Genomic DNA, 21,166 nt, shown 5'->3' on the forward strand with positions numbered 1-21,166 from the left:
ATCCGCTTCGGTCCGGCGCCGCGGGCGTGGGAGGATCGAAGGGCCATGGCTGCCATCACCGTCACCCCCGCCCCCGGTCCCGTCGCCCTTCCGCTGCCGGTACTGCACTCGACCGTCCTCGGCTGGTACGAGGCCAACGCGCGCGATCTGCCCTGGCGGACGCCGGAGGCCTCGCCCTGGGCGGTGATGGTGAGCGAGTTCATGCTCCAGCAGACCCCGGTGAAGCGGGTGCTGCCCGCCTACGCGGCGTGGCTGGAGCGCTGGCCGACCCCCGCCGACCTGGCGGCCGACGCCCCCGGCGAGGCCGTTCGGATGTGGGGCCGGCTGGGCTACCCCCGACGGGCCCTGCGGTTGCACGCGGCCGCGGTGGCGATCACCGAGGAACACGGCGGCCAGGTGCCGGACGACCACGCGACGCTGCTCGGGCTGCCCGGGGTGGGGGAGTACACGGCCGCGGCGGTGGCCTCGTTCGCCTTCCGCCAGCGGCACGTGGTGCTGGACACCAATGTGCGCCGGGTGTTCGCCCGCGCGGTGACGGGCGTGGAGTACCCGGCGCAGGCCACCACGGCGGCCGAGCGCCGGACGGCGACGGCGCTGCTGCCGGAGCCGGCCGAGACCGCGGCGACCTGGGCGGTCGGCGTGATGGAACTGGGCGCGCTGGTCTGCACCGCGCGCAGCCCGGAGTGCGGCGGCTGCCCGCTGTTCAGCCACTGCGCCTGGCAGCGGGCCGGCTGCCCGCCCTACGAGGGCCCGGCCCGGCGCGGCCAGTCCTACGAGGGGACGGACCGCCAGGTGCGCGGCAAGTTGCTGGCGGTGCTGCGCGACGCGTACGGCACGGTGGAGCAGGCCCGGCTGGACGCCGTCTGGCCGGACGCGGTACAGCGGGCCCGGGCGCTGGACGGCCTGGTCGCCGACGGCCTGGTCGAGCCGGTCGAGCAAGGGGTCTACCGACTGCCGCAGTAACGGCGGAATCCCCCCTCCCCGGGCGGGGAGAGGGGATTCAAGGGGAGTCCCGGCGTCAGATCGCGACGGCCTCGACGTTGGGCTCGGTGGCCTTGCCGCCCTCGCCCTTCTCGTCCGCCGCCGGGGTGCCGGAGCCGCGCAGCGGCACCTCGCGCATGAAGACCGCCGCGGCGATCGCGATCACGGCGACCGCCGCGCCCCAGAGGAAGACGGTGTGCATCCCGTTGGCCACGGCGTGGTGGTACGCGTCCTGGACCGGTGCGGGCAGCGCCTTGAGCGCGGCCGGGCTCATCTGGCCCGGGTCACCCTGCACGCCGCCGGTGGCGGCCCCGCCGAGCCGGTCCTTCATGGTCTCGGTGACGCGGCTGTTGAACAGCGCGCCGAACAGGGCCACACCGAAGGAACCGCCGATGGTGCGGAACAGGGTGGCGGTGGAGCTGGCCACGCCCATGTCCTTGAGCTCGACGCTGTTCTGCGCGACCAGCATGGTGATCTGCATCAGGAAGCCCATGCCGGCGCCGAGCACCACCATGAAGCAGGCCGAGGTGAGGGTGCTGGTGTCGGTGGACAGCGTGGACAGCAGCAGCGAGCCGCCGGCCATCACGACCGTGCCGATGATCGGGAAGATCCGGTACTTGCCGGTCTTGGTCACCGCCTGGCCGACGGCCAGCGAGACGACCAGCATGCCGAACATCATCGGCATCAGCAGCAGGCCGGAGTTGGTGGCCGAGGCGCCCTGGACGGTCTGCTGGTAGAGCGGCAGGAAGACGGTCGAGCCGAACATCACGAAGCCGACGACGAAGCCGATCACCGAGACCAGGGTGAAGTTCAGGTTCTTGAACAGGTCGAGCGGGAGCATCGGCTCCTCGACCCGCTGCTCGACGTAACAGAACGCGATCAGCGAGGCGGCGGCCAGCGCGGCCAGACCGAGGATCTGCTTGGAGCCCCAGGCGTACTCCTGGCCGCCCCAGGTGGTGATCAGGGTCAGCGCGGTGATGCCGGTGGTGAGCAGCAGGGCGCCGAGGTAGTCGATCCGGGCCGTGGAGCGGACCTTCGGCAGCTTCAGGGTGACCATGACGACGGCGAGGGCGACCACGCCGAGCGGCAGGTTGATGTAGAAGGTCCAGTGCCAGTTGAGGTGATCGGTGATGAAGCCGCCGATCAGCGGGCCGCCGATGGTCGCGAGCGCCATCACCGCGGCGAACATGCCCTGGTACTTGCCGCGGTCGCGCGGCGGGATGAGCGCGCCCATGATCGACATCACGCCGACCATCAGACCGCCGGCGCCCAGGCCCTGGAGGGCGCGGAAGCCGATCAGCTCGTTCATGTTCTGCGAGAGACCGGAGAGCGCCGAGCCCGCCAGGAAGATCACGATGGCGGTGAGGAAGGTGCCCTTGCGGCCGTAGAGGTCGCCGAGCTTGCCCCAGATCGGGGTGGAGGCGGCGGTGGCCAGGGTGTACGCGGTGACGACCCAGGACAGGTGCTCGGCGCCGCCGAGGTCGCCGACGATCGTCGGCATCGCGGTGCCGATGATCAGGTTGTCGAGCATGGCCAGCAGCATGGTGACGACCAGACCGGTCATCACCAGGCGGATCTCGCGCGGCGACCGGGGCGCCTCCTCCTCGGCCGTCTTCTGTTCCGGCGCCGGGGTGTCGGCCTGCGGTTGTGACATGGGGTGGTGTCTCCCGGACTGGATGTGGGACGACCGTCAGGCCTTCGGTGGCTTACTTACTTGTCGCCCGGCTAGTTTCTTGGACCGTGGGCACGGTAAGTTGTCCACTAGTCGGGCGTCAAGCCAGTTTTCCCGCCGACTCCCTGGGCGGGGAGAATGAGCCCACGGGGAGCGTCCGACGGCGCCCACCGAGCGCAGCAGCAGTCACCGAGCAGTCATGAGGCAGGCCATGGGTACGACGCACAGCCCCCGCAGCGACACCCGGGCCCGCATCGTCGCGGTCGCACTGGAGCTCTTCGCCGAGCAGGGGTACGAGCAGACCTCGCTGCGGGAGATCGCCGACCGGCTCGGTGTGACCAAGGCGGCGCTCTACTACCACTTCAAGACCAAGGACGACATCGTCCACGGCATCGTGCAGAGCATGGCCGCGCCGATCGACGACACCATCGCCTGGGGCAGTGAGCAGGAGTGGAGTCCGGAGCTGCGGGACGAGCTGATCCGGCGGTTCGCGGCCGGCATGTCCGAGCGGGCGCCGCTGCTGCGGTTCTTCCACGAGAACCAGCCCGCGCTGCGCGAGTCTCCGGCCGGGCTGGAGTTCAAGGAGCGCATGATCGCGATGATCCGGCTGGTGCACGGTCCCAACGCGGGCTTCGAGGACCGGCTGCGGGCGGCGATGTCGCTGTTCACCATCAACTCGGCGCTGTTCATGCTCAAGCAGGACACCTCGGACCACGAGGACTCCGGGGAGCACTGCGCGGTCGAGGCGCGGGTGGCCACCCTGGAGGAGGCGATGTCGGCCGCCCAGCGGGTGGCGCTGGAGATCGGCGGCCTGATCCTCCACCCGCCGGCCCAGGTCTGACCGCCGAACGCGTGGAGGCGGACGGCCGGGCCGTCCGCCTCCGTCACCGCCGGGGGGTCAGAACCCGGTGACGCCGTGCCCGGAGAGGTACGCGATCGGGTTGATCACGGCGCCGTAGTGGTTGCTGGAACGGATCTCGAAGTGCAGGTGGGGGCCGGTCGAGTTGCCGGTGTTCCCGGAGCGGCCGATCTGCTCGCCGGCCGACACCCGCTCGCCCGCGGAGACCGCGAGCGCCGACATGTGCGCGTACTGCGCGTAGCGCCCGTCCGCCAGTCGCAGGACGACCTCCTTGCCGTAGGCGCCGTCCCAGCCGGCCGACACCACGGTGGCGTTCCCGACCGCGAGGAGCGGGGTGCCCGGGGCGACCGCGAAGTCCACCCCGGTGTGGTACCCGGCCGCGTACTCGGGGTTGGCCACGCCGTACGGGTTGCTGGTCGGCGCGCCCGGCACCGGCGCGGACCACTCCGGAGCGGGAGCAGGAGCAGGAGCCGGTGCGGGGGCCGGTGCGGGCGCGGGAGCGGGCTCAGGAGCCGGCTCGGGGGCCGCCGGAGCCTGGTCCGAGGAGGGCGCGGGTGCCGGAGCCGGCTCGGGGGCCTGCAGGTTCGCCGCGACCGCCACGTACTCCTGCGCCGAGTCGTGCTCGTGCGGCAGCTGGTACGTGCTCGGGCCGGCCACCTGGACCAGGCCGGTCGCCGGCGCCGCGCTCTGCGGCGAGGTGAACGCCGAGCTGCCGGGGGTCGTGGGGGCGACGGTCTGCGCCGAGGCGCTGCCCGGGGCGGCGACCAGCAGGGCGCCGGACAGTATGACCGCGGCCGCGCCGGCCGCGGTGGCGGCGCGGTGGCGGTCGGCCCGGAGCCGGGTGCCGGGCAGGGTGTGCCGCGGTGCGGTGAGCGTGCGCAGCGGTGTGGCGTGGGTGCGGATGGCGTGGCCGAGTCGGGGCTGCCAGTCCGCCGCGTGGGTCGCCGCGCGGGCGGCGAGGCGGCGGAGGGCCGGCCCCATGGGCGGGACGGAGGACATCGGGAAGCTCAACCTCACGGACGTACGGGGGCAGCACAGAGCCCGTCTGGGCGTGCTGAGCGGGGACCACTCAGGTGTAACCGTCACCGAGCGGAGTCCCAAACGGTGTGACGTACTACGGCGTGTAGTCAGCGTTGCGCCGGAGATTCAAGCTGACGGAGTAACGATCATGAGATCCGATCGTCCGCTCATGGGATCGGAGCCGTCGGAGGTCCCCCGGGCGGTCTACTACCGCCGGTCGTACCGGTGGTGGCCCCTGTGACCAGAACCACCCGCCGCCCGGGTTTGGCCGCCGCCCGGGCGTGCTCCCGCGGCCGCCCGGCCGGGGCTCCTGCCACCACCCCGCTGCGCGCCCGCCGGACGCCCACCAAACGCCCGCCGCACCCCTGCCGCAGCTCCGCTCCACTCCCGGCCCACTCCCGCTCCACCACCGCCCGTCCCGGGTATTCACGGTGTCCGCACCGCTGACCGGACGGCCGTGCTGCGGGACCATCGAGGCATGTATGCCATCAGGAGCGAAGACACCGAAGGCGCCGCGGACAGCGGCGGCCGGAGCAGCCAGGACCGCCGCTTCGCCGCCCTGCGCGGCTGCGAGCGGCTGCTCTCGGGCACCCGGCCGCAGAGCCTGCGCGAACGGCTCGCCGCGCTCACGGAGGAGGGCGCGAACGGGTACGACCTGGACGGCCGGCCGGACATGTACGGCGACGGCGTGGTCCGCACCCTGGAACACCGGGTCGCCGGGCTGCTCGGCACCGAGGACGCGGCCTTCTTCCCCACCGGCACGATGGCCCAGCAGGTCGCGCTGCGGATCCACGCCGAGGCGGCCGGCCTGCGCACCGTCGCGACCCACCCGCTCGGCCACACCGAGCTGTTCGAGCGGCAGGCCCTCACCGTCCTCGGTGGACTGCGCAGCGTCTGGCCGACCACCGCGCCGCGCATCCCGACCGTGGCCGAGCTCCGCGCCTTCGACGAGCCGTACGCGGCCATGCTCCTGGAGCTGCCGCTGCGCGAGGCCGGCTTCGTCCTGCCGCCCTGGGCGGAGCTGGCGGCCGTCGCCGCCGTGGTCCGGGACGAGCACGGCGCCGCCCTGCATCTGGACGGCGCCCGGATCTGGGAGTCGACCGTCCACCTCGGCCGTCCGCTGCCGGAGATCGCGGAGCTCGCCGACTCGGTCTACGTCTCCTTCTACAAGACCCTCGGCGGGATCAGCGGCGCCGCGCTCGCCGGCCCCGCGTCGTTCGTCCGCACGGCCAAGGCGTGGCGCCACCGCTACGGCGGCCAGCTCTTCCAGCAGTGGCCGGCCGCCCTCGCGGCCCTGGCCGGGCTGGACCGTGAGCTGCCCCGGCTGGAGGCCTACGTGGCGCACGCCGCCACCGTGGCGGCGGCTCTCACCGAGGCCTTCGCGGCCGTCCCCGCCGCCCGGGTGCACCCCGACCCGCCGCACACCCACCAGTTCCAGCTCTGGCTGCCCTACCCGGCCGCCCGCCTGGAGGAGGCCGGCCTCCTGCTCGCCGAGCGGTCCGGGACGGCGCTGTTCGGCGGCTGGCGCGAGCCGCGCCTCCCCGGCCTGTCGATGACCGAGGTCACGGTCGCCGCCGAGGCCCTGGACTGGACGGCCAAGGACATCGCCGAGGCGGTCGACGCCTTCCTCGCCCTGCTGTCCTGACGGCTCTCTCCCGACCGGCCCCGGCCGGCGTGCCCGGGCCCGACCGGCCCGGGCACAGGCCCCGGAAAAGCATCCGGCCCGCCCCCGCGCAGTGCGGGGACGGGCCGGACGGGGTGTATCAGTGCTGCCTGGTCACAGGCTGATCGTCACTGCTCAGTTCGATCAGTTGTCGACCGGGCGAACGCGGATCCAGGTCTCGAGGTAGTTCGAGGACTCGTTCTCGACCTCGATGCTGGTGCCGGTCTTCGGGACGATGACGCTGCTGTACGGGTTGTCCTTCGACCAGTACGACTTGAGGTCGCTGAACTCGTCGACGCCCTTGGCCTTCGGGATGACCGTCTCGACGTCGGCCTTGTGCAGGGTCAGACCGTCGGTCTTGCGCGAGCCGAAGGTGGAGTCGTAGCCCTGGATGCGCGGACGCAGGAGGCTGCCGTCGGCCCACTTCAGCGGTGCCGGGTGCGAGTCGATCGGGAGGACCAGACCCGAACCCGGGTGGTTGGTGACGTTGTTGTCGCTCTGGGAGGTGTCCCACAGCCAGATCAGCAGACCGGCCTGGTAGGGGTAGTGCTCAACCCAGCCCGGCTTGCTGGCGAAGCCGAAGTTGTACGGGCCGGTCTTGAGGGTCCGGTCGTACGAGATGTACTGGCGGTTCTCGGCGATGTAGTACTGGGCGTAGTCGTTCGAGAACGAGCCCGTGATCCGCGAGAAGCCCTTGGGGGCCCAGCCGTTGTCGCCGTTCTCGGCGCCGTCGGTGAAGACGGTGGCGCCGTTGGCGGTGATGGCGATGTCGTCCAGGGCCAGGCCCTTGAGGTGCAGACCGCCATCGGTGGTGTAGTGGAAGCGGACCTTGACGGCCTTACCCGCGTAGGCGTCCAGCGGGAACGACAGGTCGCCCCACTTGTTGCCCGAGTTGCCGGTCAGGCCGGCCTTGTCGGCGGCGTTCTTCGGGATCGCGACCCCGTTGAAGGTGCCGTTCAGGGCGGTCCAGTTGGCGCCACCGTCGGTGGAGACCTCGGCGTAGCCGTAGTCGAAGTCCTGCTCGATGTCGTACCAGGCCTTGGCCGTCAGCGCACCGGAGGTCTTGCCGGTCAGGTCGACGTCACGGGTCAGCGAGACGTTCAGGTCGTCCGCGCTGCCGCTCCACCACTCGTTGGCACCCGCGAACGGGGTGTTGATCGTGGTGGTGACGGTCTTCTTCGGCAGGTCGACGACGAGCGCCTGCTTCAGCTTGGTGTTGAACTCGACCGGGCCGATGTGGTGGGTCGACTCGGTGCCGGCCTTGGCCTTGTCGTAGTTCAGCCAGCCGAGCTGCAGCTTGCTCCAGGCGTCGAGGTCGTTCGGCATGTCACCGATCGAGTTCTTGCCCTCGCCGAGCCAGGAACCGGACGACATCAGCGACCAGAAGCCGACCGAGTTGTCGATCCCGCTGCCCGAGGTGTCGTAGAGGTCCGGCAGACCGAGGTCGTGGCCGTACTCGTGGGCGAAGACACCGAGGCCGCCGTTCTCGGGCTGCATGGTGTAGTCGCCGATCCAGACACCGGTCGAGCCGACCGGGGTGCCGCCGAGCAGGTTGTTGGCGGGGCCGGTGGAGCCGGCCTGGGTGCCGTAGGCGTACGAGCGGTGGGCCCAGAGCGCGTCGGTGCCCTGCTTGCCGCCGCCGGCCGACTGGTCCTCGCCGGAGTGCACGATCTGGAAGTGGTCGATGTAACCGTCGGGCTCGTTGAAGTTGCCGTCGTGGTCGAAGTCGTACCGGTCCCACTGGTCGTACTGCGCGATGACGGCCTTGATCTGAGCGTCCGTCTGGCCCTTGGCCTTCTGGTCGGCGACCCAGGCGTTGACGCCGTCGCGGATCAGGTCCTGCGCGTTGTTGCAGACGTGCTGGCCGCAGTAGTCCGAGCCGTAGCGGGCCTCGTTCCACGGGACCTTCACCCAGTCGGTGACCTGACCGTCGACCGAGTAGCGGCCCGAGGACTGCTTCTCGTAGAAGGTCTTCAGCGAGTCCTGGGTCTTGCTGAAGTACATGTCCTGGTAGTGCTGCTGGTTGTAGTCAGCCTGCCAGAGCGTGGAGTTGTTGGTCGCAGCGTCCGGCTTGGCGATCTGGTTGTGCTGCGGACCAGGGGTGCCGCCGTACTTGATCTTGCCGTCCGGCGTCTTGGTGGTGTTGTCCACCTGGTCGCTGAAGTCGACCAGGATGGTGAAGATCTTGTCCGTGCGCTCACGGGCCAGCTCGACGTACTTGTCCTTGCCCAGCTTGATGCTGGAGCTACCGCCGTGCTGCTCGACCTGGGCGGTGCCGGCGAGCAGCTGCTCGGTGGCGGCCTTCTGCTCGGCCTCGACCTTCTCGGTCAGCGGGCCCGGCAGGTTGTGATCGGTCTTGACCGACTGAACGGCGTCAGCCGGGTCGTTCGGCACGGGCGCCGAGCCGGCCGCGAGGGCCACGCTCGGGAACAGCCCCGCGCCGAGCGCGGCTATGACAGCCCCGGCCGTGGCGGCCGCAGCGGCTTTCCTGGTCATCTTCAACGTTGTGACGTCCTCCCCAAACCGGTCTGGCTCTTGGCCTCCCGGTAAACCAATGAAAGACAGGTGGACGTCATTTGATCCAAGCGTGGACCGAAAAGATAGACCTTGACCGTTACATGGCCACAGCGCTATGCTCCGCAACTTCCTATCAGCTGACGGTCCGTCAACAGTATTGGTAATAAAAGCGGGAGGCGGAACCGATCGCACCCGCACAGGCCCCCGATCAGGCCTCCGAGCTGCGGATTCGTGGGCTTGATCACAGCTTCTGTGACGCCGTGTAAAACGGTCTGGGCCCCCGGCGTGAACGCCGGGGGCCCAGACGGTGTGCTGTTATCTGTTAACTGTTTCTACTTCGTCAGGTCGGGACCCGAGGAAGCGACAGCCGCCGGAGTGTCCGCAACCGCGGACTTCTCCTCGCCGCGGAAGGTGAACTTCGCTTCCTTGCCCTCGCCCTCGACGCCGACGACCACGATGTGACCGGCCCGCAGCTCGCCGAAGAGGATCTTCTCGGAGAGGTGGTCCTCGATCTCGCGCTGGATCGTGCGGCGCAGCGGACGGGCGCCGAGCAGCGGGTCGTAGCCGCGCTTGGCCAGCAGCTTCTTGGCCTCGACGCTGAGCTCCAGGCCCATGTCGCGGTCCTTCAGCCGGCCGTCCACCTTGTCGATCATGAGGTCGACGATCTGGATGATGTCTTCCTCGGACAGCTGGTGGAACACCACGATGTCGTCGACACGGTTCAGGAACTCGGGGCGGAAGTGCTGCTTGAGCTCCTCGCCGACCTTCGCCTTCATCCGCTCGTACCCGGTGGCGGAGTCACCCGTGGCCGCGAAGCCCAGGTTGAAGCCCTTGGAGATGTCCCGGGTGCCGAGGTTGGTCGTCATGATGATGACGGTGTTCTTGAAGTCGACCACGCGGCCCTGGGAGTCGGTCAGGCGACCGTCCTCCAGGATCTGCAGCAGCGAGTTGAAGATGTCCGGGTGGGCCTTCTCGACCTCGTCGAAGAGGACGACGGAGAACGGCTTGCGGCGGACCTTCTCGGTCAGCTGGCCGCCCTCCTCGTAGCCCACGTAGCCGGGAGGCGAGCCGAAGAGCCGGGAGACGGTGTGCTTCTCCGAGAACTCGGACATGTCGAGCGAGATCAGCGCGTCCTCGTCGCCGAAGAGGAACTCGGCGAGCGTCTTGGACAGCTCGGTCTTACCGACTCCGGACGGGCCGGCGAAGATGAACGAGCCGCCGGGGCGCTTCGGGTCCTTGAGGCCCGCACGGGTGCGCCGGATGGCCTGGGAGAGCGCCTTGATGGCGTCCTTCTGGCCGATGACGCGCTTGTGCAGCTCGTCCTCCATGCGCAGCAGCCGGGAGGACTCCTCCTCGGTGAGCTTGAAGACCGGGATGCCGGTGGCGGTGGCCAGGACCTCGGCGATGAGCTCCTCGTCCACCTCCGCGACGACGTCCATGTCGCCGGCCTTCCACTCCTTCTCGCGCTTGGCCTTGGCCTGCAGGAGCTGCTTCTCGTCGTCGCGCAGGGACGCGGCCTTCTCGAAGTCCTGCGCGTCGATCGCGCTCTCCTTCTCGCGGCGGACGTCGGCGATCTTCTCGTCGAACTCGCGCAGGTCCGGCGGCGCGGTCATCCGGCGGATGCGCATTCGCGAGCCGGCCTCGTCGATCAGGTCGATGGCCTTGTCCGGCAGGAAGCGGTCCGAGATGTAGCGGTCGGCCAGGGTGGCGGCGGCGACCAGGGCGGCATCCGTGATCGAGACCCGGTGGTGGGCCTCGTAGCGGTCGCGCAGGCCCTTGAGGATCTCGATGGTGTGCGGCAGCGACGGCTCGGCGACCTGGATCGGCTGGAAGCGGCGCTCCAGCGCGGCGTCCTTCTCCAGGTGCTTGCGGTACTCGTCCAGGGTGGTGGCACCGATGGTCTGCAGCTCGCCGCGGGCCAGCATCGGCTTGAGGATGCTGGCGGCGTCGATGGCACCCTCGGCGGCGCCCGCGCCGACCAGGGTGTGCAGCTCGTCGATGAACAGGATGATGTCGCCGCGGGTGCGGATCTCCTTGAGCACCTTCTTCAGGCGCTCCTCGAAGTCACCGCGGTAGCGCGAGCCGGCCACCAGGGCGCCGAGGTCCAGCGTGTAGAGCTGCTTGTCCTTCAGCGTCTCCGGGACCTCGCCCTTGACGATCGCCTGGGCCAGGCCCTCGACCACGGCGGTCTTGCCGACGCCGGGCTCACCGATCAGCACGGGGTTGTTCTTGGTGCGGCGGGACAGCACCTGCATGACCCGCTCGATCTCCTTCTCGCGCCCGATCACCGGGTCGAGCTTGGCCTCGCGGGCGGCCTGGGTGAGGTTGCGGCCGAACTGGTCCAGGACCAGCGACGTCGACGGGGTGCCCTCGGCGGGCCCGCCGGCCGTGGCCGACTCCTTGCTGCCGGTCTGGTAGCCGGAGAGCAGCTGGATGACCTGCTGGCGCACCCGGTTCAGGTCGGCGCCCAGCTTCACCAGGACCTGGGCGGCGACGCCCTCGCCCTCGCGGATCAGGCCGAGCAGGATGTGCTCGGTGCCGATGTAGTTGTGGCCGAGCTGCAGGGCCTCCCGCAGCGACAGCTCCAGGACCTTCTTCGCCCGGGGGGTGAAGGGAATGTGACCGGACGGGGCCTGCTGGCCCTGGCCGATGATCTCCTCGACCTGCTGGCGAACGGCCTCTAGAGAAATCCCGAGGCTCTCCAGGGCCTTAGCGGCGACACCCTCACCCTCGTGGATCAGACCCAGGAGGATGTGCTCGGTGCCGATGTAGTTGTGGTTGAGCATCCGGGCTTCTTCCTGAGCCAGGACGACAACCCGCCGCGCGCGGTCGGTGAACCTCTCGAACATCGTTTATCGCTCCTCAGAGCGGTCGGGCAGTTCGGGGTCGGTCCCCGCCCTGTCCTTCCGCATGCTAGTCCCGCTCAGCGGCGCGGCCCACGGATTCACTCCCCGGTATCGGGAGCGAGATGCTGCGCGACCAGCCGACACCAATCCCAACCTGATGCTGGGAGACGGTGTTCCCACAGGTGGGCCCGATGCACCAGATACCGCTACGCCATCGGCGAACAACAGCCGCCTCGGCGGAGCGGGATGGCTTCCGGCCGGTCGTGCATACTGCCCCGGTCGGGGTCTGTGACCCCGTCCACCTGCATTCATACCCGGTTACGGGGAGCTTCTCGCGCAGTTTCCGCGGTGGCGGTGTTCGCCTGGCGAGAAGTCGGCCGGCGGTGACGGTGCTTCAGCAGCGGATGCCCTGGTCCCGTAGGCCGTCCCGGTGGTACCGGCGTTACCGCTTCGCCTCTACAGCGTTGCACAGCCCGTGAATGTTCCGCCGCCCGAGCCCGCGTCGTGCGAGCCCCCGTCGCCGGGGCCCGCGATGCCCGTGCGTGCACCGCGGGGCGCGGAGGAGACCCCTCCGCGCCCCGCGCGTGTGCCACGGACGCCGTGGGCGGCCGCCGGGGCCCCGCACCCGCTCCGGCGGTCCGGCAGGACCGGGCCCTGCACCCTGTCCGGCGCAGCCGGCGTCAGGCCGCGTTGGCCTTCTCGTACGCCTCGCGCACGTTGCTCGGCACCCGGCCGCGGTCGTTGACCTCCAGGCCCTGCTCCTTGGCCCACGCGCGGATCTTGGCGGTGTCCGGGGCGCTTCCGGACGGACGCGGGGCGGTGCCCCGGCCCGGGCGCCGGGCGCCGACGAGCCGGCCGCTCTGCTTGCGGCCCTTGTCCACGTACGGCGCCAGCAGACCGCGGAGCTTGTCCGCGTTGGCGCTCTTCAGATCGATCTCGTAGGCAACGCCGTCGAGCGCGAACGTCACCGTCTCGTCCGCCGAACCGCCGTCGAGATCGTCTTCAAGAATGACCTGCACCCTCTGTGCCACGGGCTTCCCTTTCCGCTAAACGACCCATTGCCTAAGGAAAGGAAAGCGCCTTTCACCGGAAAACACAAACCCCTGCCCCGGTCGGGAGCGCCTCACAGGTGCAGCAGCATGCGCGAGTTGCCCAGTGTGTTGGGCTTCACCCGCTCCAGGTCCAGGAACTCCGCGACACCTTCATCGTACGAGCGGAGAAGTTCTTCATAGACATCCGTAGCGATCGCCGCCGGGTCTGTCGTACCATCATCGGTTTCCTGCAGCTCGCCGATCTCGACGAAACCGTGTTTCGCGAAGAAGGCCACCTCGAACGTCAAGCAGAAAATCCGACGGACGCCGAGCCAGCGCGCGGTCTGCAGCAGCTTGTCCAGCAGTACGTGTCCGACGCCGTGTCCGCGGCAGGACGGATCGACCGCGAGGGTGCGGACCTCGGCCAGGTCTTCCCACATCACGTGCAGTGCGCCGCAGGCCACCACCGCGCCGTTGTCGTCGCGTTCCGCCACCCAGAACTCCTGGACGGATTCGAACAGGGTGACGGTGGGCTTGTCGAGCAGAATGCCGTCGCGCGAGTAGGCGTCGATGAGCCCGCGTACGGCCCGCACGTCCGTGGTCCGCGCCCGGCGGATGGTGACCTCCATGGCGGGACGTTATCGTGTCGGACCCGGCGCGGTCTCCCCGGTATCGGGCCCGTTGCCCCCGGAATCAGGGCCGGTCGGATCGGACGGGAACAGAGCGGCGACCCGCAGTGCATCGCGCAGTGCCTCCCGCTGCTCGGGTGACATCAGGCCGAAGAAGTGCACCAGGGCGGCCGCGGGATTGTCACTCGTGGCCCACGCGTCGTTCATCAGTGCCGCCGTGTACGCCTCGCGGGACGAGACCGGTTCATATCGATAGGCCCGCCCGGCCCGGTCCCGGCGCAACCAGCCCTTTCTGTGGAGCTTGTCCAGGACGGTCATCACCGTGGTGTACGCGATTTCGCGTTCCGACTGCAGATCCAGGAGAACCTCGCGAACCGTGACCGGTCGGTTCCACTGCCACACCCGGGTCATGATGGCGTTCTCAAGTTCGCCGAGTTGCCGGACCATAGTGCGGCCAGGATAGGGAGTGAATGGGGCAAATCTTGTGAAGTGCCGCCAAACCGGCGCGCCGCCACCCCCGGGAATCGGGAATGGCGGCGCGCCGGTGGACGGGCGGCTGACGGCGTCAGTCGACCAGGTCCTCCTTGGCCTTCTGGGCCCCGCCCTGGCTGCGGATGATGGCCCGCACCAGGAATCCGAAGCCGATCGCCATGACCAGCGGCGGGACGATCGCGCTGACGTAGTCCATCAGGTCACTCCTCCTCGGTCTTCTCCGCCGCCGGTGCGGCGGACGCCTTGGGCTCGGGCTTCACCAGCGGGAAGAGCACCGTCTCGCGGATGTTCTTGCCGGTGAGCAGCATGATCAGGCGGTCCACCCCGAGGCCGAGCCCGCCGGTGGGCGGCATCGCGTACTCCAGGGCCCGCAGGAAGTCCTCGTCCACCTGCATCGCCTCGACGTCGCCGCCGGCCGCGAGCAGGGACTGCGCGGTCAGGCGGGCGCGCTGCTCGACCGGGTCGACCAGCTCGGAGTAGGCGGTGCCGATCTCGGTACCGAAGATCACCAGGTCCCACTTCTCCGCCACGCCCGCGACCGAGCGGTGCTGGCGGGTCAGCGGGGAGACCTCGGTCGGGTAGTCCTTGATGAAGGTCGGCGCGATCGCGTTCTCCTCCAGCAGGCGCTCGACCATCTCCAGCACGATCTGACCGTGGCCCCAGTCCTTCTCGAACGGGATGCCGTGCTCGGTGGCGAGCCTGCGCAGCTCCTCCACGCCCGTCTCCGGGGTCACCTCGGTGCCCAGGTGCTTCGAGATGCCCGGGTAGACGCCGACCTCCGCCCACGGCTCGGCCAGGTCGATCTCGTGCTCCACGCCGTGCGGGTCGAGGCCCCGGATCACCGTGGTGCCCAGCGCGTCGCGGGCGGCGTTGATGATCGTCGCCCGGATCAGCTCGGCCTGGGTGTCGTAGTCGCCGTAGGCCTCGTACGACTCCAGCGAGGTGAACTCGGGGTTGTGGGTGGAGTCCGCGCCCTCGTTGCGGAAGTTGCGGTTGATCTCGAAGACCTTCTCCGCGCCGCCGACCACCAGCCGCTTGAGGTACAGCTCGGGGGCGATCCGCATGAACAGGTCGATGTCGTACGCGTTGATGTGCGTCTTGAACGGACGCGCGTTGGCGCCGCCGTGCACCGGCTGCAGCATCGGGGTCTCGACCTCGATGTAGCCGCGCTCCTCGTAGGTGCGGCGGATCGAGCGGACCACCTTGCTGCGCAGGTGCAGGATCTCGCGGGCCTCGGGGTTGACGATCAGGTCGACGTACCGCTGGCGGACCCGGGCCTCCGGGTCGGTCAGGCCCTTGTGCTTGTCCGGCAGCGGGCGCAGGCACTTGGCGGTGAGCGCCCAGCTGTCCACCATCACCGACAGCTCGCCGCGGCGGGAGGTGATCACCTCGCCCTCGACGCCGACCTGGTCGCCGAGGTCGATGTCGGCCTTCCAGGCCGCCAGCCGCTCCTCGCCGAGCTTGTCCAGGGAGAACATCACCTGGAGGTCGCCGCTGCCGTCGCGCAGGGTGGCGAAGCAGAGCTTGCCGCCGGTCCGGGAGAGGATCACCCGGCCGGTGATGCCGACCCGCTCACCGGTCGCGGTGTCCGGCGCCAGGTCCGGGTGCTTGGCGCGCAGGTCCGCGATGGTGCTGGTCCGGGGGAAGCCGACCGGGTACGGGTCGACGCCGGCCGCCCGGAGCCGGTCCAGCTTCTCGCGCCGGACGCGCATCTGCTCGGGAAGGTCGTCGGTCGCGGTGATGGGGCTCTGATCGCTCACCCCACAAGGGTAGCCAGCCACACACGGTGCTCCGCCACGGGATATCCCCGCCGCACCGGCCGTGCCGTACGGCGGGAGGGGGAGGGCGCCCGGGCGCCCTCCCCCTCCCGGTCCGGTCGGTCCGGTCGGGTCAGCGCGAGATCACGTAGAAGGACGTGTTCGTCCTGGAGGTCCGGGTGCCGTCGGCACTGACGGCCTCGACGTACAGGGTGTGGGTGCCCCACTGGTTCACCGGGAGGTCGACCGTCGCGGTACCGCCGGTGGCGGCGACGCTGGAGCGCAGGGAGGAGTTGTCGTCCAGGCCGTAGCGGAACGTCGCGGCCTGGAAGCCCGGCTCGATCTCGTCGGTGGCGGCGGTGAGGGTGAACCGCGCGGTCTGTCCGGAGTAGAGCTTCCCGGGGTCGGAGACCGTCATCCGGAAGCCGGGGTCGTTCCCGTAGCGGAAGCTGCACGGCCGGCTGGCCGCGGTGGTGTGGACGCCGTCGGTGCCGTAGGCGTACCAGCTGTAGGCGCTGCCGGTCCTGAGGTCCGCCAGGGGGACGCCGAAGGTGGACTTGGTGCCGGGGGCGGCCTGGGGGCCCGCGTAGCTCCTGGTGCCGTCCGGGCCGGTGATGACGTACTGCGTCCAGACCGGGCCGGTGGCGCCGGGCACCGGGCTGCCGACGGCGCTGAAGCCGGTCGAGTACAGGCCCGGGTGGAGCCAGCGGCCGGGGCTGGGGACGTCGCAGGCGACCGGGTACTCCCAGTCCATCGACAGGCCGGTCGGGCCGCCCTGGGGGGCGGTGAAGTAGCCGAAGAGGTCGACCACCACGTCGACCGAGCCGGCGTTGTTGTAGAAGTTCACGTTCCCGGAGGCGTCCACCGGGACGATCACCGTGTTGGCCACGGTCTGGTCCGCGGTGTAGTTGAGGTTCGAGCTGCTCGGGCGGGGGCTGCCGCCCGGGTAGACGTCGAGGTGGCCGGGGGCGGTCGGACCGGTCGCGGTCACGTTGAGCACGACGGCGCTCGGCTTGGCGTCGCCGAGCCCGGAGCCCTCGCCGACGGACCAGGTGAGCACGCCGCCCGGGCCGACCTTCTGGCGGCCCGGGTCACGGGTGTCCAGCACCCGGGTCGGACCGGTGGCGGTGAAGCCGGAGCCGCTCGGGGCGCCGGTGTAGAAGCCGAACACGTCCACGACCAGGTCGGCCGTGCCGATGTGGTTGTAGAGGTCGATGCTGCCGTCGGCGCCGAGCGGGACGGTGACAAGGTTGGGCACCGTCTGGTCGGCGGTGAAGTTGAGGTTCGACGTCGACGGCCGGGGAGTGCCGTGCGGGTAGACCGTGAGGAAGCTGGAGTCCGCGGTGTCGGTCGCGGTCACGTTGAGCACCACGGCGGTCGCCCCGGCGGCCGGGACGCGGTTCTTCCCGGCGAGCTTGAGGTTGACCGTGCCGTCGGTGCCGACCGACTGGGCGCTGCCGCCGGGGCCGCTGCTCCGGGTGTCCAGGGCCCTGGACGGGGTCACCGGCTGGAAGGTGGACGCGGTCGCCGCGAGGTCGTCGGTGTAGTAGCCGAAGATGTCGGCCACCAGGTCGACCGAGCCGAGGTGGTTGTAGATGTCGATGTAGCCGTTGGTCACCGGCACGGTGACCAGGTTGGCGACGGTCTGGCCGGGGGTGAAGTTGAGGTTGGACGTCCGGGGCCGCGGCTTCCCGTCGGGGTGGACGGTGACGTAGCTCTCCTCGGTGGTGTCCGTCGCGGTGACGTTCAGGACCACCGCCGTGGCGCCGGGGGCGAGTTGGCCGACGGAGAAGCGCAGCGAGCTGTCGCCGCCGAGCGGGCTCCTGGTCGGGACGCCGATGGCGTTGCGGGTGTCCAGCAGCCGGGTGAGGTCGGTCTGGACGAACCGGCCAGGCTGGACGGCGGCCGGGGGGACCGGGTCGCCGGCGGCGGCCGGTGCGGCCGAGGCCGGCACGGCGGCGGTCGCCAGGGCGAGGGCGGTGCCCGCGACGGCGGCGCGCAGCAGTGCGCGCGGCGGTGCCCAGGCCCGGGGCCGCGGCGGGTGGGAGGTGGACGAGTCCATCCGTGCTCCAGAGATCGTGGGTCGGCAGATCGGGGGAGCGAACGATGGATGGCCGCCCGCGGTGCGGCCGCGCCGATCGCGGCCGGTGCGGTGTCCGGCGAAAAGGAATGAGGATGCCCCTGCAAAGCCCGCCCCCGCCGGAGGGGCGCTCCGGCACCCCACAGTCATACCAGCACGGTGATCGTTCCGGCTGCCCCCCGATGATCACCGTTCGGCAAAAACCCGGGAGGGGCGGCGGGCCGATGGCCCGCCGCCCCTCCGACCGCTCCGGGGTCAGCCGGTGCCGGTGGCGAGTTCCAGCTCCTCCGGGTCCGTGGTGGGCGGGGCCGGGTGGGGGGCGGGCTTGGGGCGGCGGCCGAAGAGCTCGGCGGGGGTGGGCATCCGGTGCGGCCGGGGCTGGCCCTTGGGAGTGGCGGGCTTCTCGGCGGGGGAGTCGGTGCTGCTCATCGGGATCCGTCCTCCAACAGGGATGGGGAGACTGCGCGGGGGTGCGGCAGGACTCGGTACGGCCATGAGGTGGCGCTGCCCGGTGGTGAGGGCGAGCCGTTCGCGGACGGCGGCCTCGGCCAGCGCGTGGCAGCGGCCGGCCAGCCGGGAGCGGCGGGAGCGTTCGCCCTGGCCGCACGGCTGGCGGGTCAGCCCGCGCAGCGCGGTGAGGTCCTCGGGGCCGGGCAGGTAGCCGTCGGTCACGGCCTCCTCCAGACGTTCCAGGTAGCCGCTCGCGCTGCCGGGCAGGGCCGCCCGGTAGCGGGCGAGGTCGGCGAGCAGGAAGGCGCGCAGTCGGCCGCCCTCCTGGACGGCCTCGTCGATCGCCTCGGTCAGACGCAGCGCGTCCTGGACGTCCTCCGCCCACAGCTCGGCGCCGGCACCGGCGAACGGCAGGCGGTCGGAGACCTGGAGGTGGACGGGTACGGCGGGGTGCAGGGCTTGGGCGAGGGCGCGGCGCAGCACGCGGACTTCGTCGGCGCTGAAGGCCATGCCGCCGCGCGATCCGTGTGGCGTAGGCATGGGTTGACACTACGTGAGGAATATCCGATTTGTCGGTAACGTCGCGCCGACGCCCCACGTTCGGCCGGACACGAACTCCCTCCGGAAGAGTTTCCGGCGCCGCTGTAACATCCCCGCCGCGACCCCGGTCATCCATATGTAAGGGAAATCAATCCGGGGGAGCCCAGGCAGAGATGGCGCGAAACAGTGAGGCCGGCCCCGGGGGCGGCGGGGCGCGGGACGAGGCGTTCAAGGCCTTCGCGGTGGCCCGTACGGGGCACCTGTACCGGACGGCGTGCCTGCTCACCGGCGGCGACACCCACCTCGCGGAGGACCTCGTCCAGGAGGCGCTCGGGCGGATCTACGCCCAATGGCACCGCACCGCGTGGTTCACCCCGCGGGCCCGGATCGAGAACCCGGCGGGCTACGCGCACACGGTGCTGGTCCGCGCGTTCCTCTCGCACCGCGGCCGGCGCAGCTCCACCGAGCAGCCGGTGGACGAAGTCCCGGACGGCGTTGCGCGCGAGGGCGACACCACGCTGCGGCTGACCCTGGTCGACGCGCTCGGCCGGCTGTCGCCCCAGGACCGGGCGGTCCTGGTCCTGCGCTACTGGGAGGACCGCAGCGTCGGGGAGACCGCCGACGTCCTGCGCAGCACCTCCGGCGCGGTCCGCACCCGGACGGTGCGCGCGCTCGGCCGGATCCGGGCCCTGCTCGGCGACAGCCTCGGCGAGCTCGCGGAGCGCTGAACAGGCCGCCCGGCACCCGTCACCACACCTTCACCCGTTCCTCAGGCCCGACAGGGAGATCCGTCATGTCCGCAGACCCGAACCCGATCGACGAGCAGTACACGCAAGACTTCGCCCGGGAGCTCGCCCGGGCCGGCGAGACCTTCCACACCGAGCCCACCGCGCTGATCGACTCCGCCTGGGTGGTGGGCCGCCGGCTGCGCCGTCGCCGGCGGGCGTCGATGGCGGCCGGCGCCGCCGCCCTGGCGCTGATCGGGGTCGGCGGGGTGGCCCTGGGCTCCGGAGCTGGCTCCCCGTCCGTGGTCGGCGCGGCGTCGGAGGGCGGCACCGCAGCACCGAAGCTCTCCGGCGAGCAGGTCCTCGCCCTGCTGACCGAGCTGCTGCCGGCCGGGACGACGGAGGTCGGCGAGGCCCGCGGGACGGAGACCGACACCACCCAGATCCGGATGGTCCACGACGACGGCAACGGCGCGGGCCAGCTGTTGTTCTGGATCACCCCGACTGCGGTGGGCCCCGACCACACCTGCCCGAATCCGCCGATCGCCGGGGACGCCTGCACCGCGACGACCCTGTCGGACGGCTCCGACCTGGTGGTCTACCAAGCCGGGACCCGGGCGGGCGAGCCGGCCGGCTCCAAGACCTGGGCCGCGTCGCTGTACAGCGCGAACGGCTACACGCTGATGATCCAGGAGTGGAACCGCAGGCCGCTGGAGCGGGGCACCCCGATCACCCGTACCGACCCGCTGCTGAACACCGGGCAGCTCGCCGCGGTGGCCACCGACGCGCGCTGGCGGCAGGTCGCCGCATCCCTGGCGCCAGCCGGACCGAAGCCCAGCGCTCCCCCCGCCAGCCCCGGCGGCCAGGCTCCGTCCGCGCCTTCGGAGGTGGTGGCCTCCGCGTTGGCCTCCCTGGCGGCCGGGCAGGGAGAGGCGACCTTCGCGGACGGCTACACGAAGGTGGTCGTCGGGCGTTCCCCGGGGCCGCTCCCCTCGCCGACCGCGGAGGCGGGCCGCTGATCCGGCCCACCCGCCCACGTGCCGATGGCGCGTCCGCAGGACGGACGCGCCATCGGCACGTGGCGGGCGGTTGGTGCCGGGGCCTGCTCAGGCGGCGGCGGGCCGGTTGCGCTCGTAGACCAGCCGTAGGCCGATCAGGGTGAGCCAGGGCTCGTGGACGTCGATGGTGGTGGCCTCGCCGAGGACGAGCGGGGCGAGCCCGCCGGTCGCGATGACCTGGACGTCGTCCGGGTCCTTGGCGAGCTCACGGGCCATCCGGTCGACCAGGCCGTCGACCTGGCCGGCGAAGCCGTAGAGGATGCCGGACTGCATGCCCTCGACGGTGTTCTTGCCGATCACGTTGCGCGGGCGGGCCAGCTCGATCTTGCGCAGCTGGGCGCCGCGCACCCCGAGCGCCTCCACCGAGATCTCGATCCCGGGGGCGATCGCCCCGCCGACGTAGTCGCCGCGGGCGTTGATCGCGTCGAAGGTGGTGGCGGTGCCGAAGTCGACCACGATGCACGGGCCGCCGTAGAGGTGGCTGGCGGCCAGCGCGTTGACGATCCGGTCGGCGCCGACCTCCTTGGGGTGGTCCATGAGGACGTGCACGCCCGTCTTCACCCCCGGCTCCACGATCACCGCGGGGACGTCGCCGTAGTAGCGGCGGGCGACCTCGCGGAGCTCGTGGAGCACGGCGGGGACGGACGAGCAGATCGCGAGGCCGTCCACCGCGGCCTCGGCGACCGCGGTGTGCGAGCCCATCAGGCCCTGCAGCAGCACCGCCAGCTCGTCGGCCGTGCGGCGCGGATCGGTGGAGATCCGCCAGTGCTCGGCCACTTCCTCGCCGTCGAACAGGCCGAGCGTGGTCTGGGTGTTTCCGACGTCGATGGTGAGGAGCATGGGGCG

General features: G+C 71.0%; 17 protein-coding genes. 5 read left to right on the top strand and 12 right to left on the bottom strand.

Translation table 11 applies throughout. The features are described 5' to 3' along the window. The first annotated feature begins 45 nt into the window (after window positions 1–45). Window positions 46–963: an A/G-specific adenine glycosylase gene (locus ACFVVX_RS18690; protein WP_387946777.1), complete on the top strand. Its 918-nt coding sequence runs from the start codon at window positions 46–48 to the stop codon at window positions 961–963. A gap of 55 nt (window positions 964–1,018) precedes the next feature. Here ACFVVX_RS18690 and ACFVVX_RS18695 read toward each other — a convergent pair whose 3' ends face one another. After that, window positions 1,019–2,635, bottom strand: a complete 1,617-nt coding sequence (locus ACFVVX_RS18695; protein ID WP_387946779.1) for an MDR family MFS transporter — start codon at window positions 2,633–2,635, stop codon at window positions 1,019–1,021. Window positions 2,636–2,864: 229 nt separating this feature from the next. On the opposite strand from ACFVVX_RS18695, the gene ACFVVX_RS18700 reads away from it, so the two are divergent. Further along, a complete protein-coding gene (locus ACFVVX_RS18700; RefSeq protein WP_387946781.1) occupies window positions 2,865–3,494 on the top strand; it encodes a TetR/AcrR family transcriptional regulator in 630 nt (209 codons plus the stop codon). Window positions 3,495–3,551: 57 nt separating this feature from the next. Here the strand turns inward: ACFVVX_RS18700 and ACFVVX_RS18705 are convergent, their stop codons facing one another. Then, window positions 3,552–4,511: a M23 family metallopeptidase gene (locus ACFVVX_RS18705; RefSeq protein ID WP_387946783.1), complete on the bottom strand. Its 960-nt coding sequence runs from the start codon at window positions 4,509–4,511 to the stop codon at window positions 3,552–3,554. A 499-nt stretch (window positions 4,512–5,010) separates the two neighbouring features. Here ACFVVX_RS18705 and ACFVVX_RS18710 point away from each other — a divergent pair, with 499 nt between their 5' ends. Beyond that, window positions 5,011–6,177: a threonine aldolase family protein gene (locus tag ACFVVX_RS18710; protein WP_387946785.1), complete on the top strand. Its 1,167-nt coding sequence runs from the start codon at window positions 5,011–5,013 to the stop codon at window positions 6,175–6,177. Window positions 6,178–6,339: 162 nt separating this feature from the next. Here the strand turns inward: ACFVVX_RS18710 and ACFVVX_RS18715 are convergent, their stop codons facing one another. From ACFVVX_RS18715 to ACFVVX_RS18755, 9 genes are all read right to left on the bottom strand, one after another. Continuing rightward, window positions 6,340–8,691, bottom strand: a complete 2,352-nt coding sequence (locus ACFVVX_RS18715; protein ID WP_387946787.1) for an immune inhibitor A domain-containing protein — start codon at window positions 8,689–8,691, stop codon at window positions 6,340–6,342. Between the two features lie 353 nt (window positions 8,692–9,044). Then, window positions 9,045–11,561, bottom strand: a complete 2,517-nt coding sequence (locus ACFVVX_RS18720; protein ID WP_387946789.1) for an ATP-dependent Clp protease ATP-binding subunit — start codon at window positions 11,559–11,561, stop codon at window positions 9,045–9,047. Window positions 11,562–12,238: 677 nt separating this feature from the next. Further along, window positions 12,239–12,589 carry an Lsr2 family protein gene (locus ACFVVX_RS18725; RefSeq protein ID WP_387946791.1) on the bottom strand — a complete coding sequence of 117 codons (351 nt, stop codon included), beginning with the start codon at window positions 12,587–12,589 and terminating at the stop codon, window positions 12,239–12,241. A 92-nt stretch (window positions 12,590–12,681) separates the two neighbouring features. Next, window positions 12,682–13,218, bottom strand: a complete 537-nt coding sequence (locus tag ACFVVX_RS18730; RefSeq protein WP_387946793.1) for an amino-acid N-acetyltransferase — start codon at window positions 13,216–13,218, stop codon at window positions 12,682–12,684. A 9-nt stretch (window positions 13,219–13,227) separates the two neighbouring features. Further along, window positions 13,228–13,665, bottom strand: coding sequence for a BlaI/MecI/CopY family transcriptional regulator (locus tag ACFVVX_RS18735; protein WP_387946795.1), 438 nt, complete (start codon window positions 13,663–13,665; stop codon window positions 13,228–13,230). Window positions 13,666–13,783: 118 nt separating this feature from the next. Next, complete coding sequence (locus ACFVVX_RS18740; RefSeq protein WP_256463529.1) at window positions 13,784–13,906, bottom strand: hypothetical protein; 123 nt, start codon at window positions 13,904–13,906, stop codon at window positions 13,784–13,786. 4 nt (window positions 13,907–13,910) lie between these two features. Beyond that, window positions 13,911–15,470 carry a bifunctional lysylphosphatidylglycerol synthetase/lysine--tRNA ligase LysX gene (lysX, locus tag ACFVVX_RS18745; RefSeq protein WP_387946798.1) on the bottom strand — a complete coding sequence of 520 codons (1,560 nt, stop codon included), beginning with the start codon at window positions 15,468–15,470 and terminating at the stop codon, window positions 13,911–13,913. Between the two features lie 130 nt (window positions 15,471–15,600). Continuing rightward, window positions 15,601–17,529: a hypothetical protein gene (locus tag ACFVVX_RS18750; protein WP_387946800.1), complete on the bottom strand. Its 1,929-nt coding sequence runs from the start codon at window positions 17,527–17,529 to the stop codon at window positions 15,601–15,603. A 273-nt stretch (window positions 17,530–17,802) separates the two neighbouring features. Further along, on the bottom strand, window positions 17,803–18,537 hold the full coding sequence (locus tag ACFVVX_RS18755; protein ID WP_387946802.1) for a hypothetical protein: 735 nt from the start codon (window positions 18,535–18,537) through the stop codon (window positions 17,803–17,805). A 173-nt stretch (window positions 18,538–18,710) separates the two neighbouring features. Between ACFVVX_RS18755 and ACFVVX_RS18760 the strand changes: the two genes are divergently transcribed. Together ACFVVX_RS18760 and ACFVVX_RS18765 are read left to right on the top strand one after the other, a co-directional pair. Then, entirely contained in the window at window positions 18,711–19,265 is a 555-nt protein-coding gene (locus ACFVVX_RS18760) for a SigE family RNA polymerase sigma factor (RefSeq protein WP_387946804.1), read from the top strand. A gap of 65 nt (window positions 19,266–19,330) precedes the next feature. Continuing rightward, on the top strand, window positions 19,331–20,281 hold the full coding sequence (locus ACFVVX_RS18765) for a hypothetical protein (RefSeq protein ID WP_387946806.1): 951 nt from the start codon (window positions 19,331–19,333) through the stop codon (window positions 20,279–20,281). Window positions 20,282–20,368: 87 nt separating this feature from the next. Here ACFVVX_RS18765 and ACFVVX_RS18770 read toward each other — a convergent pair whose 3' ends face one another. Then, the gene (locus ACFVVX_RS18770; RefSeq protein WP_387946808.1) at window positions 20,369–21,160 is read right to left on the bottom strand and encodes a type III pantothenate kinase; all 792 of its coding nucleotides are present in this window, start codon (window positions 21,158–21,160) and stop codon (window positions 20,369–20,371) included. Window positions 21,161–21,166: the final 6 nt, after the last annotated feature.

Source organism: Kitasatospora sp. NPDC058170, assembly GCF_042883905.1.
Taxonomy (GTDB): Bacteria; Actinomycetota; Actinomycetes; order Streptomycetales; family Streptomycetaceae; genus Kitasatospora.

Bases quoted from the DNA above. Each gene is read 5' to 3' on its own strand.
- ACFVVX_RS18690 (WP_387946777.1), top strand. From the start codon at position 46: ATGGCTGCCATCACCGTCACCCCCGCCCCCGGTCCCGTCGCCCTTCCG.
- ACFVVX_RS18695 (WP_387946779.1), bottom strand. From the start codon at position 2,635: ATGTCACAACCGCAGGCCGACACCCCGGCGCCGGAACAGAAGACGGCC.
- ACFVVX_RS18700 (WP_387946781.1), top strand. From the start codon at position 2,865: ATGGGTACGACGCACAGCCCCCGCAGCGACACCCGGGCCCGCATCGTC.
- ACFVVX_RS18705 (WP_387946783.1), bottom strand. From the start codon at position 4,511: ATGTCCTCCGTCCCGCCCATGGGGCCGGCCCTCCGCCGCCTCGCCGCC.
- ACFVVX_RS18710 (WP_387946785.1), top strand. From the start codon at position 5,011: ATGTATGCCATCAGGAGCGAAGACACCGAAGGCGCCGCGGACAGCGGC.
- ACFVVX_RS18715 (WP_387946787.1), bottom strand. From the start codon at position 8,691: ATGACCAGGAAAGCCGCTGCGGCCGCCACGGCCGGGGCTGTCATAGCC.
- ACFVVX_RS18720 (WP_387946789.1), bottom strand. From the start codon at position 11,561: ATGTTCGAGAGGTTCACCGACCGCGCGCGGCGGGTTGTCGTCCTGGCT.
- ACFVVX_RS18730 (WP_387946793.1), bottom strand. From the start codon at position 13,218: ATGGAGGTCACCATCCGCCGGGCGCGGACCACGGACGTGCGGGCCGTA.
- ACFVVX_RS18735 (WP_387946795.1), bottom strand. From the start codon at position 13,665: ATGGTCCGGCAACTCGGCGAACTTGAGAACGCCATCATGACCCGGGTG.
- ACFVVX_RS18740 (WP_256463529.1), bottom strand. From the start codon at position 13,906: ATGGACTACGTCAGCGCGATCGTCCCGCCGCTGGTCATGGCGATCGGC.
- ACFVVX_RS18750 (WP_387946800.1), bottom strand. From the start codon at position 17,529: ATGGACTCGTCCACCTCCCACCCGCCGCGGCCCCGGGCCTGGGCACCG.
- ACFVVX_RS18755 (WP_387946802.1), bottom strand. From the start codon at position 18,537: ATGCCTACGCCACACGGATCGCGCGGCGGCATGGCCTTCAGCGCCGAC.
- ACFVVX_RS18760 (WP_387946804.1), top strand. From the start codon at position 18,711: ATGGCGCGAAACAGTGAGGCCGGCCCCGGGGGCGGCGGGGCGCGGGAC.
- ACFVVX_RS18765 (WP_387946806.1), top strand. From the start codon at position 19,331: ATGTCCGCAGACCCGAACCCGATCGACGAGCAGTACACGCAAGACTTC.
- ACFVVX_RS18770 (WP_387946808.1), bottom strand. From the start codon at position 21,160: ATGCTCCTCACCATCGACGTCGGAAACACCCAGACCACGCTCGGCCTG.